Annotated in this window: 11 protein-coding genes and 1 pseudogene; all 12 read right to left on the bottom strand. The window is 60.2% G+C overall.

The window, feature by feature from the left end; all coding sequences use genetic code 11:
- Window position 1 precedes the first annotated feature (1 nt).
- Window positions 2–889: a type IVB secretion system protein IcmH/DotU gene (gene icmH, locus INT39_RS13040; RefSeq protein ID WP_193074350.1), complete on the bottom strand. Its 888-nt coding sequence runs from the start codon at window positions 887–889 to the stop codon at window positions 2–4.
- Between the two features lies 1 nt (window position 890).
- Complete coding sequence (gene tssK, locus INT39_RS13035) at window positions 891–2,222, bottom strand: type VI secretion system baseplate subunit TssK (protein WP_193074349.1); 1,332 nt, start codon at window positions 2,220–2,222, stop codon at window positions 891–893.
- Window positions 2,223–2,224: 2 nt separating this feature from the next.
- Window positions 2,225–2,692 carry a type VI secretion system lipoprotein TssJ gene (tssJ, locus tag INT39_RS13030; protein WP_193074348.1) on the bottom strand — a complete coding sequence of 156 codons (468 nt, stop codon included), beginning with the start codon at window positions 2,690–2,692 and terminating at the stop codon, window positions 2,225–2,227.
- Between the two features lie 5 nt (window positions 2,693–2,697).
- Window positions 2,698–3,885, bottom strand: a complete 1,188-nt coding sequence (gene tagH, locus INT39_RS13025; RefSeq protein ID WP_193074347.1) for a type VI secretion system-associated FHA domain protein TagH — start codon at window positions 3,883–3,885, stop codon at window positions 2,698–2,700.
- A gap of 18 nt (window positions 3,886–3,903) precedes the next feature.
- Complete coding sequence (locus INT39_RS22830; RefSeq protein WP_319021356.1) at window positions 3,904–4,077, bottom strand: type VI secretion protein; 174 nt, start codon at window positions 4,075–4,077, stop codon at window positions 3,904–3,906.
- Window positions 4,078–4,122: 45 nt separating this feature from the next.
- Window positions 4,123–5,655, bottom strand: a complete 1,533-nt coding sequence (locus tag INT39_RS13015; protein ID WP_193074346.1) for a sigma-54 interaction domain-containing protein — start codon at window positions 5,653–5,655, stop codon at window positions 4,123–4,125.
- Between the two features lie 10 nt (window positions 5,656–5,665).
- On the bottom strand, window positions 5,666–8,281 hold the full coding sequence (gene tssH / locus INT39_RS13010; protein WP_193074345.1) for a type VI secretion system ATPase TssH: 2,616 nt from the start codon (window positions 8,279–8,281) through the stop codon (window positions 5,666–5,668).
- 10 nt (window positions 8,282–8,291) lie between these two features.
- Window positions 8,292–9,299, bottom strand: coding sequence for a type VI secretion system baseplate subunit TssG (gene tssG, locus INT39_RS13005; RefSeq protein WP_193074344.1), 1,008 nt, complete (start codon window positions 9,297–9,299; stop codon window positions 8,292–8,294).
- A complete protein-coding gene (gene tssF, locus INT39_RS13000) occupies window positions 9,263–11,053 on the bottom strand; it encodes a type VI secretion system baseplate subunit TssF (protein ID WP_193074343.1) in 1,791 nt (596 codons plus the stop codon). Before tssF ends, tssG begins: the two co-directional genes overlap by 37 nt.
- Before the next feature lie 37 nt (window positions 11,054–11,090).
- Window positions 11,091–11,360, bottom strand: a pseudogene (locus INT39_RS12995) (PAAR domain-containing protein); the annotation flags it as partial.
- 9 nt (window positions 11,361–11,369) lie between these two features.
- Window positions 11,370–11,774 carry a type VI secretion system baseplate subunit TssE gene (tssE, locus tag INT39_RS12990; protein ID WP_193074341.1) on the bottom strand — a complete coding sequence of 135 codons (405 nt, stop codon included), beginning with the start codon at window positions 11,772–11,774 and terminating at the stop codon, window positions 11,370–11,372.
- 6 nt (window positions 11,775–11,780) lie between these two features.
- Complete coding sequence (gene tssC / locus INT39_RS12985) at window positions 11,781–13,259, bottom strand: type VI secretion system contractile sheath large subunit (protein WP_193074340.1); 1,479 nt, start codon at window positions 13,257–13,259, stop codon at window positions 11,781–11,783.
- Between the last annotated feature and the right edge of the window lie 3 nt (window positions 13,260–13,262).

Genomic DNA, 13,262 nt, shown 5'->3' with positions numbered 1-13,262 from the left:
TTCATTTTCCGTCTTCCCTGGATGACAACGGTGTTTCAAGGGGGGGCTGGTTCGACCAGGGCTGTAACACGTTACTGCGCTGTTCGCTGAGTACCCAGCTGAAGCCGCCATAGATAACCGCCAGACAGATAAGCGTGAACAGTGCCACCAGCCAGCCGGGGATGATGCGAACCAGCTGGCCGCCCTTGTGTTGCATGCCTTCCCAATGTGGGGATATTTCCCGGGGAATGTCGCCGCGCAGTTGGCGGATCTGCCGGAACAGACTGTCGCGGATCAGCTCCAGCTCCTGCATGCCGCGTGGCAGCACGCGGTACTTGCCCTCGAAGCCCAGCGACAGGCACAGGTACATCAGCTCCAGCATCGCCAGGTGCTTCACCGGGTTGCGCGACAAGCGCTCCAGCAGCAGGAAGAACTTCTCGCCACCAAAGGTCTCGTTGTGAAAGCTGCTGAGCAGGCTCATCTGTGACCATTCGCTTTCATTACCCCAGGGCGTGGTGACCACCGCTTCGTCAATGGTCGTACAGATGACGTAACGGGCTGCCATGACCTGGCTGCTCTCCATGCCTTCCTGCAGAGTGCGGTGTTCAAACAACTTGATCTCGGTAATCAGATATTCACGCAGACTCGGCAGGTCTTCTGCCGAGTGGCTGTGCCTCAATCGGACCACTTCGGACAACAGCGTGGCGGCTGCGCCGGTGAGCGCATTGAGACTGAGGTTGTAACTTTCGGCCGGGCGCACACGGGTCGCGTGGATCATGCGATCATCCAGCGGTTCGAATTTCGCCGCTGGGGTGAAGTCGGTCAGCGCGATCTGTGCCGGCGCCTCGTTGCCGCGATGGAGGATGACGGTCTGGTCGTCCTGGCCGTGGTGTAATTCCCTGATTGTCATGTCAGCTCCTGATTGCCCAGAACGTCATTTCCAGACCGGAGAACTCACCGGAAACGTGAAAGGCGAAACCGCCTGAACGCTCCAGCTGTGCCAGGTCTTCGGAGTTGAGTTCCAGCGCGAAATAGGTCTTGTCCGAGTGGAAGGGGATCTGTCTTGGTGCCACTGGCATGGGCCGGATACGGATGCCAGGCAGGTGCAGGTTGACCAACTGGCGGATACGTTCCACCGGTCCGACCTTGAGATGTGCCGGCAGGCGTTGGCGCAGCTCCTCGGAATCGCAGTGGGCACTGGCCGCGAGTACAAAGGAGGCGCTGCCCAGCAGTTTGTGATCGTTGAGCGGCGATACCTGAATACCGTACTGTCGCTGTTGCAGGCCCATTTCAATGGCATGCTGCTCGAGGACCATGGACAGTACCTGGCGGATGGCGGCCATCAGCTTGCGAAAGCTGGGCCCTTGGTCGCCATGCTGATAGCGACTTTCCAGGCGCGGTCGGCGGACCTCTCCGGAATAGCTGGACAGCTCACCGAGCATGCCCAGCAGATCGCGGTAGATCTGTTCGGGATGTACCTGTTCCAGCGTGAGGTAATGCCGCAACACCGGCTCCACCCGGTTAATCAGCTGCAGCATCAGGAAATCACCGACTTCGGCGGCGACATTTTTGCCGGTCGCACGCACGCGCTCGGCAAGAATGTCGCCGCGATGGGCAAGCATGCCGACGACTTCCTGGACGCACGATTGCAGAAACTGGCTGGCCTGAAAGTGCAGGTGGCTGGCAATGAAGTCCTGATCCAGGCTCACCACCCCGTCGGGAGTAGTATCCAGCACCTGGCACAGCTTCAGGCGTATGCAGGCCTGATAGTCTTCTGCTTCGCCCAGCACCAGACGAAAGTCCGGTTGGCCGCAGCTGACCTGGGCCGCGCTGCTGTCACCGGCATTGGAGTCGGCCACCTCAGCCTGTCGTGCAATATAACGGGCCAACACATCCTTCTGTTCGGGACGACGCGCCTCGATGTGATTGCCGCTGACCAGGGGCAGGGTGAGAAACACCGGCTTGTTACTGGTGTTGGGTGGGATATCCAGGGCCAGAGGTTCCTGCTCGGCGCCCAGTTCGAACAGCGTGCCATCGGGCAGAATACCGCTGGCGTGGCTGATAACCAGCTTGCCGGTGGTGAGGAATTGATGATCGATCTCCAGGCTGAAAAAACCCCAGCTGCAACTGGACTGTCGTTGAGTGCGGGTTTTCAGCTGGTGATCATAGTATCGGTCGTTCTGCTGGAAGTGCTGCGGCCGCAGCAGCATGCCTTCCTGCCATATGACTTTCTGTGTGGCCATGATCAGTCTTCCGTGACGGTGGCAGGCGCACTGATGCCTCTTGCATCAAGATACAACTCAACCTTGTTGTGGCGTTTCTGTCTGAGCGGAATCACGTAACGCCAGTTGGCCTCGGGCAAATTGCGGTAGGCTGCCAACACGCCGATATAACGACTCTCGGATTGGGCTGACAGCTTGTAGCTGCGCTTGTCGCCGGGACGCAGTTCCAGTTCTTCCAGACTCACCAGGTCCGGCGTAAGGACTTCCCGTGGGCGCTGGTAAAGTGAGAAGAATTCGGTGTTTTCAAACGCCACGGGATTGCGCAGCTCAATCAGTCGAACCACGATCGGCGAGGGGCGATCATTGATGTCCGGGTTCAGCCTGGGGCTGCCTTCGAGGGTCAGGTCCAGTTTGGTGGTGGTGGAGAAGGGCGAGCAGCCGGTCAGGGCCAGCAGGGCGCAGAAAGTCAGCAAAACGATATGGCGTGGCATGTCGATCATCCTTGAAAATCGGTGTTGAGAGTGGCGATAAGACGTATCTGTTCTTCGTAGGCAGTGGCGAAGTCCCGGGCGAACAGGCGTTCGCTCCATTCGTTGTTTTCTTCCAGTGCGTTGTACAGCCGCATATAAGCGCGCCAACGCCCACCGGAGGTGCTGATCAGTGATTTGCTCTCACGTTCGAAGCGCAGCGTCAGCTGCTCGGGGGAAAGATGCTCCAGCATGCCCTTGACCGCCGCTCGGCTGGCGGAGATCAGTGCCACCTGATGGGCCTGCAGGTCACGGAACGCGCGACTTACCGCCTGCTCGGCGGGCAGCTGGCCGGGCTCGCTGTCCCGTAGCAGAATAGTCAGAGCCGCTGTGGTATCGCTGCTGTGTTTGAGCGGATTGTTGCCGGCAGTCTGGACCGTGGTCTGTGCCAGACGCATCTCGCTTTTCAGTTCACTGCGGGTGCGCAGACTCTGTTGCAGGTTGCCGACGCTGATCCTCAGCAGCTTGGCGACACGCACAGCCAGGGCTTCGCGCTGCTCATCATCCATCTGCTCCAGATCGATGCCCAGCTCGGCACCGAAGCGTTCCCAGAAACGCGGCGGCATGCACTGGGGTTCTGGTGCCGGCGTGGGCGCCGGTGCAACGGTTGGTGTGACCAGCTCGGGCACCGCCAGGCTTTCCATATCGATGCGTGCATAGTCCTGCTGCGCCTGACGGTCCGGTGACAGACCGGGCATCAGGTCATCGGTCTCGTTGTACAGCCGCTCCTGCTGATCAAGCGCGCTCAACGGGTCCAGATCGAGGAAGGCGTCATCGGGGATGATGTTGCCGCCGGCATTCGGTGCACTGGCATGGTCGAGAAAAACGGATGGGTCCTGGGTCAGCCGGGCGCGGATTTCCAGTTCGCCAAAACAGTAGATGTTGCCATGTTCGATGCGTTGTGGCTCACCTTTGCCGAGCCGCGCACCGCTGCTCTTCAGCTCGATACCGTTACTGCTGGTATCGGTCAGGTAGAAGTGCCCGTCGCTATGACTGACCCGCGCGTGCTGACCGGAAATGACCCGTCGGGTGTCGGGAATCACCCAGTCACAGCTATCGGCACGGCCGATGACGCCGCCCGCATGTTTGAAGGTCTTGCTGGTGGCCAGTCCAGGCATTTGCTGCGGGGCGCTGACTACATCGAATACCAGTTCCATGGTGAGCTACTCCTAGCGCTACGGGCGGCGCTCGGCTGCGGTGGGATCACCCAGCGGACGGTAATCACCGTCGCTGAACTTGTAATTGGCACCGCAGCCGGTGAGCCACAGAGCCATCGCCAGCAGCATCAGGCTGCCCAAGCGGCGCCGGGATTGTTGAGCGAGTGTCGAAAGGGAAAATCCGAGCATCATCTGTTGCTACTCCTTGGGTAATTCGGACGGTTCAAATGGCATCTCTCAACGGGCATCGGCTTTCTCTCGAAATCTGATTTCCGCCGGGGAAATGTTCAGGCGCTGCATGCGGTAGAGCAGAGTTCGACGCGGTAGCCCCAGTTCGGTGGCGGCATTGGTCTGGTTGCCCTGATTGCGCCGCAGCGATTCGATCAGCAGGTTGCGCTCGACCTGTTCCAGGCGTTCGCGCAGATTCAGGTTGGTGTCGACAGTGCCATGCAGCGAGAAATATTCTGGCAGCAGCTCATTGCCGTCACACAGCAGGATGGCGCGTTCAACCACGCCTTTGAGTTCGCGTACGTTGCCGGGGAAGGTGTAACCGAGCAGGTGTGATTCTGCAGCCGGTGACCAACGGCAGGGCTGGCGCTGGAGAAAGGCGCAGGCCTGCTCGGAAAAGTGATGGGCCAGCTGCAGAATATCCGGGCCGCGCTCCTGCAGAGGCGGCAGTTCAATGGGGAAATGCGATAGGCGATAGAAGAGGTCTTCCCGGAAGGTGCCGGCTTCCACCAGTGCTTTCAGGTCACGGTGGGTTGCCGCAATAATGCGTATATCCACCTTGTGGGTGTCGGTGCTGCCCAGCGGGCGTACTTCGCCTTCCTGCAGTACGCGCAGCAGCTTGGCCTGCAGGGCCAGCGGCATGTCGCCGATCTCATCGAGAAACAGGGTGCCGGTATCGGCTGCGTCCAACAGCCCGGAGCGATCCCGGTCGGCGCCACTGAATGCACCCTTGCGATAACCGAACATTTCACTTTCCAGCAGATTCTCGGGGAGCGAAGCGCAATTCTGTACGATAAAGGGACGGGTGCGGCGGAAGCCATAGTCATGAATTGCCCGGGCCACCAGTTCCTTGCCGGTGCCGGTCTCGCCGGTCAGCAGCACGTTCACCGGGTTGTGCAGCACCTTGCCGATCAGCTGGTACAGCGAGCGCATGGCGGGGCTCTCGCCAATCAGACCGTAACCGGCAGGGCAGGCTTTATCCAACGGCAGGTCATCTGTCTCGGCTGGCTGAAATGTACCAACCCGCTGCAGCAGATCAAGCTGGGCAACCACGAAGTTGCCCAGCAGCCCCAGAGAGTCGGAGAAGCTACCCAGCCGCAGCGGTTGCATGCTGGCGGTCAGCAGCACACCGACCACATGTTGAGCCTCAGAGAGCAGCGGCAGGCACAGCAGGGTGCGCCATGGCTGGCTACTGTCGGGTAGAAAAGCGGTGTCATGCAGGCTGCTGTCGAGAGCATCAATGGCCAGTGTCTGATTCTGGCACAGGCAATATTGCAACAGCTGCTCGCGGTGATAATCACTTGGCAGACTGGCATTTTCCCGGATATGCCAGTGCCCCTGGTGCCACTCGGCAGTCAGGGTCAGACGGGTATGAGTAGCGTCCAGCAGATACAGCTGGCTCAGCTCGCAGCCGGTCAGCAGGCTGGCCGCTTCGACCAGCCCCTGACGCAGGTTGTGACTTTCCGTCAACCCGGCCAATCGGGAGAAATGCTCAAGCAAGGCTTCGGCATAACGTAGCGGCTGCGCCAGCTGGCTGAACATGGGCGGGGACTCAAGCGAAGTCACAGACCACCCGCCCTTCGTCATTCACGCTGGCCTGCATCTGCCGTAGTGTCTCGCCGCTGGCCATGGCGTCCAACAGTCGATCGACGGTCTGGGCCTGCAGATGCCGGTCAATCAGTTGATCGATCAGGCGTGCCCCCATATCGCTGTCCACACAGAGGTGGGCGAAATGCGCCACCAATTCCGGCGTATGGCTGAAGGTCACATGACGACGCAGCAGACGTTGACCGAAGCGCTCCAGTTTGAGCGCGACCAGCTCTTGCAACACCTCTCCGTTTACCGGGAAATAAGGCACCACATTCATGCGTGCCAGCAAGGCGGGTTTGAAGTGATGGCTGAGGACCGGGCGGATGGCTTTTTCCAGCTGCTCGGCCGTTGGGCGCTCAGCGCTGCGGCACAGCTCGACGATGGTGTCCGAGGCCAGATTGGAGGTGAGCAGAATCAACGTATTACGGAAGTTGATCTCGCGGCCTTCGCCATCATTGGCGACGCCCTTGTCAAAGATCTGATAGAAAATGTTGAGTACATCGGGGTCGGCCTTTTCCACTTCATCGAGCAGGATGACCGAGTAGGGTTTTTGCCGAACGGCCGCGGTCAACATGCCACCTTCACCGTACCCGACGTAGCCGGGCGGGGCGCCTATCAAGCGCGAGACGCTGTGTTTTTCCTGGAACTCGGACATGTTGATGGTGGTAAGAAAACGTTCACCACCGTACAGCAGGTCGGCCAGCGCCAGGGCTGTTTCGGTCTTGCCGACACCACTCGGCCCCGCCAGCAGGAATACGCCGGTCGGTGCATCCACCGGGGTCATCCCGGCAGCGGCGGAGCGTATGGCGCGGTTCAGGGCGTTGATGGCCTGATCCTGACCGCGCAGGCGTTGTCCCAGATCCTCGTTGAAGGTCGCTACCTTGGCATTATGTTGACGGGCCAGCTGGGACAGCGGAATGCCGGTCCAGTGGCTGATGACTTCGGCGACCAGTCGTGGGCAGACTTCATGGCTGACCAGCACGCCGGCAGTCTGCGCGTTGACGAGTTCGATCTGGGTTTCACGCAGCTGAGTTTCCAGTTCGGTGAGGTTGACGTCTGGCTCGGGTAGCTCACTTGTTTCTGCGCGTGCTTCGCCGCTTTTCTGCCTGGCGTCAGCGCAGGCCTTGCGCAGCTCGAGCAGGCGTAGGGCTCGGCCACGCTGAGCCTCCCAGCGTTGCTGCAGTTCACTCAGCTCGCTGCGCGCGCTGAACAGACGGTTTTCCAGGTGATCCAGAGTCTCGGTATCAATCGCCAACCCGGCATCCTGATCGCGCCGCATGGCGTCGCACTGGCGTTCGCCTTCGGCCAGTTCCTGGCGCAGGCGTTCGACGGCCTCCGGAGCGGCAGCGAGGTTGATACGTACCCGTGCACAGGCGGTATCCAGCACATCGACGGCTTTGTCCGGCAACTGGCGGCCAGCCAGATAGCGTGCTGACAGTTCGGCTGCCGCCACGACAGCATCATCGCGGAGATAGACGCCATGACTCTGTTCATAAATCGGTGCCAATCCGCGCAGGATGGTGACAGCCTCATTGACCGTTGGCTCATGCAGCTGCACAGGTTGGAAGCGGCGGGCTAGCGCCGGGTCCTTCTCGAAGTACTTCTTGTATTCGCTCCAGGTCGTGGCGGCGATAGTGCGCAGTTCGCCTCGCGCCAGTGCTGGCTTGAGCAGGTTGGCGGCATCTGAACCGCCGGCCTGACCACCGGCGCCAATCAAGGTGTGGGCTTCGTCGATGAACAGGATAATGGCCTGAGCAGACGCCTTGACCTCGTCGAGCACCCCCTGCAGGCGCCGTTCGAATTCACCCTTGATGCTGGCGCCCGCTTGCAGCAGACCCATGTCCAGGCACAGCAGCTCGGTATGCTGCAGGACTGCCGGCACCTCACCCTGGGCAATCCGCAGGGCCAGGCCTTCGACAATGGCGGTTTTGCCGACACCGGCTTCGCCGACCACGATGGGGTTGTTCTTGCGGCGACGGGCGAGGATGTCGATCATCTGGCGTATCGCGCCGTCCCGGCAGAGCACCGGGTCGAGCTTGCCGTCGCGGGCCTGCTGAGTGACGTTATGCGTGAAACGCTGCAGCGCGGATTCGTCACTGCGCGGTATTCCTGGTGCGGAAGCGGCGGGCTGCTGCGCGCGGGCAAACTCGCATAGCCGGTCGGCATTCAATGTGCCGAGGATGGACATGTAGCGCGTGCCGGCGTAACGCAGCGGGTTACGTAACAGCGCGAGGATCAGAGCTGCTGCGTCAATCTGGCTCTGATTCAGCTCCAGCGAGGCGATCAGCAATGCGTCCTGTAGCCATTGCACCAACTCGGTGGAAAACACCGGGTTATTGGTTTTGCTGGACTCGGGACGTGGGTGCAGCACGGCGGCCAGCTCATCGGCTTTGCCATCAGCATCCTGCAGTGCCCGTGCCAGCAGGCTGTCGGAACGGTTCAACAGGCCGTCGAGCAAGTCTTCGATCAGCACCTTCGAACCGCCGCGGCTGACGCAGCGTTCGGCAGCGGCTTCCAGATCCCGACGGCTATCGGCATCAAGGGCCTGTACCAGTTGTTGCAAATCTACATTGATCATTATTTATTCCTTAGGGAGCGCAACTGCCAAGAGTCACCATGCCGTCGGCGTGTTCACAGCCCAGCCAGCTGGTCCAGCCCAGGCGGCAGGCATTGCCTGCACCCAGGCGCAGCTCATGAATGTCGTCCGGCCGCAAATGCAGGCGCACGTCGTAGTCCAGAGGGGTACGCAGCACGAAACGAATCAGCACGCGCAGCGGCTGGTTGTCACAGCCTGGTGGCAGAAAGTCGTGAAAACGTGCCCAGTCAAGATTGAGAATGTGAATGCGAAACTTGCCGCTGCGATCACGCACCCGCTCACCGAGTACCAAGCTGTCACCGAGCGTGCTGTTGCCCAGACCCAGCTGGCAGCGCTGATCCCCAGGAATGTCCACTTCGCGCTCCAGACACTGCTCAATGTGCAGCTGCTCATGCTTGAAGTAGTAACGCAGCACCGACTCGATCATTGCTGCTGACTGCGCCCGCAGGCTCAGTAGCCCCAGATAGGGCAGCAGGCGCTTCCAGTTGAGCTCCGTCGAGTTGCGAATGGTGTCGCCGCTGAGTCCTATCAGCGAAAACAGCAGGGCAGAAACCGAGTCGCGTGCGCCCGGGGAAAAGCGTGCGTGATAACGGTATTTCTGCCAGACCGGCAGCAGCAGTCGTTGCAGCCGGTTATTGAACAGGTCCATGAACAGGCGGGTGGGGTTGCCGTCAGCGCTATCGCCCAATGCCTGTTCACCGTAGAACGCCGGCAACGGTGAGCCGGCACCAAACAGGCTGACCAGATTTACGCGCAGGCAGGCCCGCAGTTCGCCATGCTCTTCGAAATACCGTACCGATTCGATCTCACTGCCGGGAAACCCCATGCTCGGGTTTGCCTGCAACTCCAATCGCTCGTACAGCGCCTCATCATCCAGATCGGGATGGGCGTGCCGCAAACGCTCCAGCACCAGCTGTACGCCCTGAAACATGCTGTACTCGCGGATGTTGCGGGCGATTGGGGTCAAAGCAGGGGTTGTTGCCCCATCCGTGGCGACCATTGATAAACCTCTCCCTTGGTGCTCTTGACCCGCAACTCGTGATAGGAGTTGAGGCTTGCGTAAAGTGCGAAAAATTCGTTGAGAACGGAGGCGAATACAAACAGATCGCCTTCGCCCAGATAACCATCGGCATCCATGACCAGCTCGGTGCGGATACCCCGAACGGGCAGGCCGCGATGCAACCGGTCGACGTGGCTATGACTGATGCCTTTCAATCCACTGAGCAGGCGTTTGCTGACCTTGGCTGCATGCTGATCGGTATGCCGTGGCAGGTCGTAGGTTTCGAGAATGACCTTGAGCGCCTCGACGTTGGATAGCGACAGGTAGTTCAGTGACATGTTGCTGATCAGCTTCCAGAGGAAGTCCCGGTTCAGCGGGGGTGAATGGCAGGGCGTTACCGCACTGATATTGCGAAAGCCGAGGAATTCAGGCGTGCCTTCACAGGGCTGACAGATATCGCCGAGCGCCAGTTTCAAAGGCAGGTTCTGATTGGTGCAGGTCAGCTCGATGGACAGCGTCTCGTGATATTCCAGGCTGTATAAACCGAAGCTGAGGTAGGTTTCCAGTCCGTCGCCCACCGGAGACGCATATTGCCGCACGCTGTAATGCGGCCGAGCCGATTCGGCGCCGAAACTGGTGTCGTGCTCGAAGGACTCGAAGGGAACATACTCTTCATAACCCAGGCCGCTGGGCTTCCAGCCGGTCACCTTGTCGATGGAAAAGACACCGCAGTGGCGATTGCCATAGGTCGCGGGGCGCAGCAGATAATGATCCTGACGCCCGTCCAGCCGGATTGGCGTCGCATCATGCTTGAACAGGTTGACGATAGGCGTGCAATACAGCCGGACGTTGTCTACCGATGGCCGGATGCGCTGCTCGCCGGCCTTGGCGATATTGCAACGCAGCTCCAGCCCCCGGGCTTGTTTCAACAGCTCTTCCGGGAGCCGTTGCAGCAGGTTCAGCCCCAGGATGTCGACAAACAGAAACTTGTCCTGGAAAGCGAAATACTCCTGGATGTAGCGATAGCCTCGGAAAGTGTTGAGCGGATAAGGCACCATCGCTTCCTCATCCGCAAAGCCTACCGGTTGTACCTGTTCCGGGCCCAACTGCAGCATCCGTGGCGTGACCTCGGCGGGCAGTGTCAGGGGCGCGCCATCGCTGTCGAGCAATACCAGTTCGATGTTCTCCAGATTGCGCAGCAGACCGAGCAGCAGCATCTGGCTGATATAGCGCTCGCCAGCGAAATGCAGTCGCAGTTGCCGCAGATTGACATCAAGCAGGCTGCCAGAGGCCGTCATCATCAGTTGCAGGTTCAGCAGGGCGCCTTTGCCTTTGATGGAGTAATCCAGCGCATGCATTGCCAGCGGCAGCACCTCGGTAGCGTAACTGGTGCGAAAGCGGCAATTGACTCCGTCCACCGGCTTGGATTCCACCGGTGTATTGCGCGGCACCACCAGTGACTCACCGGCATGGCGCAGAGGGTCGAACTGCAGGATGCTCATGGCCGGCAGCGGTCGCATGTAGTTTGGCCACAGCAGGTGCATCAGGGAATGGGTCAGTTCCGGCAGCTCGTCATCGAGCTTCTGGCGCAGTCGCCCGGTGAGAAATGCGAATCCTTCGAGCAGGCGTTCGACATCCGGGTCCTTGCCGCTCTGGCCGAGGAATGGCGCAAGCGCGGGGCTGCGCTCGGCAAAGCGCTTGCCGAGCTGCCGCAACGCGGTCAGTTCACTCTGGTAGTAATGGTTGAACGACACTATGCATCCCTGTGTAGTGGTGGGGTGGTCGGCGTCAGCCGATGATCACCGTTCCGGATCCGGCGATCACGGTACTGCCATGGTTGCCGGTGCTGCCCAGCACTGCTGCGGGCTTGCCATTGATCAATACCGTTGCGCTGGTGGCACCCACCAAACTGGCACCGCAGGCGGTGGGATCACCCATCCGTGCCGCCGGTTTACCGTCGATGAGCACATCGGCCGATCCTGCGACGATGGGATTGTTGCCGTGGCCCTTTTTCGGACAGGCTGTGGGGTCGCCCAGACGGGCGGCGGGTTTCCCAGACATGGAAATATCCTATTCGACCTGTACCTTGCCGCTGCCATCCAGGCGTGCGGAAAAGTTGACGTTGCACTTCAATCCTTCCACTTCCAGCCGACCTTCGATGGCGAAGGCGAGGCTCAGCGGGTCATGGTCTCGAGGGAGGGCCAAAACCCTCACCTGGGACAATCGAGGCTCGTGGACCTCGATGAAACGTTCGATGGCGAGCCGCGCCTGCTGCAGTGAATCATGCAGAGACAGGCGCATATCATTGAGATCGGGCAGCCCGTAATCGGGCAGGGTCAACACGCTGCCGGCGCGGGTGCTGAGCATCTTGGACAAGTGGCAAGCCACCGAGTCGGTCGCCGCCTGTTGCAGCCCCCAGCCGGCGCGGTGTGCAGACTCCCCTCCGAGACGTTCGAACAGACTGCCGTAGCCCATCGCCGATTACTCCTTGTCCAGCTTGCCGACCAGCGACAGGGTGAAATCCGCTCCCATGTATTTGAAGTGCGGGCGAACGCTGAGGGTGACCCGATACCAGCCCGGCTCACCTTCCACATCGGCAACATTGATCTGCGCGGCGCGCAGCGGACGACGACCGCGTACCTCAGGGTTGGGGTTGTCTTGGTCGGCGACGTACTGGCGGATCCAGCGGTTGAGTTCCAGCTCCAGGTCGGTACGTTCCTTCCAGGAGCCGATCTGCTCGCGCTGCAGCACCTTCAGGTAATGCGCCAGACGGTTGACGATGAACATATAGGGCAGCTGGGTGCCGAGCCGGTAATTCAGCTCAGCGGTCTTGCCTTCCTCGGAGTTGCCGAAGAACTTGGCTTTCTGCGTCGAGTTGGCTGAGAAGAAGGCGGCGTTGTCGCTGCCCTTGCGCATGGTCAGAGCAATGAAGCCTTCGTCGGCCAGTTCATACTCGCGGCGATCCGATACCAGCACTTCGGTGGGGATCTTGGTCTCGATTTCGCCCATGCTTTCGAAATGGTGCAATGGCAGGTCATCGACCGCGCCACCGCTCTGTGGCCCGATGATGTTAGGGCACCAGCGGAACTTGGCGAAACTCTCGGTCAGCCGGGCAGCGAAGGTGAACGCGGTGTTGCCCCACAGATAATGCTCATGACTATTGGCGACGCTTTCCTTGTAGACGAAGCTCTTCACCGGGTTGTCTTCAGGATCATAGGGGTTGCGCAGCAGGAAGCGCGGCAGTGTCAGGCCGACGTAACGCGCCTCTTCGCGTTCGCGGAAGCCCTGCCACTTGGCAAATTGCGGACCGTCGAAGTGATCCTTCAGGTCCTTGATGTCAGGCAGCCCGGTGAAGCTTTCCAGCCCGAAGAAGCGAGGTCCGGCGGCAGCGATAAAGGGCGCATGGGCCATGCTCGCAACGCTGGCCACGTGCTGCAGGGTCTTGATGTCCTGAGAGCTCGGGTCGAAGAAGTAGTTGGCAATCAGGGCACCGACCGGCTGACCACCGAACTGACCGTACTCCGCGGTATAGACGTGCTTGTACAGGCCAGACTGAACAATTTCCGGGCTGTCTTCGAAGTCATCGAGCAGATCCTGCTTGGAGGCATTGATCATCTCGAACTTGATGTTTTCACGGAAGTCCGTGCGGTCGACCAGCAGTTTCAGGCCGCGCCAGGAGGACTCCAGCGCCTGGAAGTTGGCGTGGTGCAGAATCTCGTCCATCTGCTGACTGAGTTTGGCGTCGATTTCGGCAATCATGCGATCGACCATGGCTTTCTTGACTGGCTCTTTTTCGTTCTGCGGCTTCAGCAGCTCTTCGATGAAGGCGGACACGCCGCGGCGGGCAATGCCATAGGCCTCGTCGTCTGGAGTCAGGCGGGTCTCGGCGATGATGCGGTCGAGAATGCTGGCGTCTTCGCTGGCGCTGGGTGCGCTGATGATGGTTGTCTGGGTGCTCATGCT

Source organism: Pseudomonas sp. FME51 (assembly GCF_014897305.1).
The sequence above is the reverse complement of the archived record's forward strand: the minus strand, read 5'-3'. Positions and strand labels throughout refer to the sequence as shown.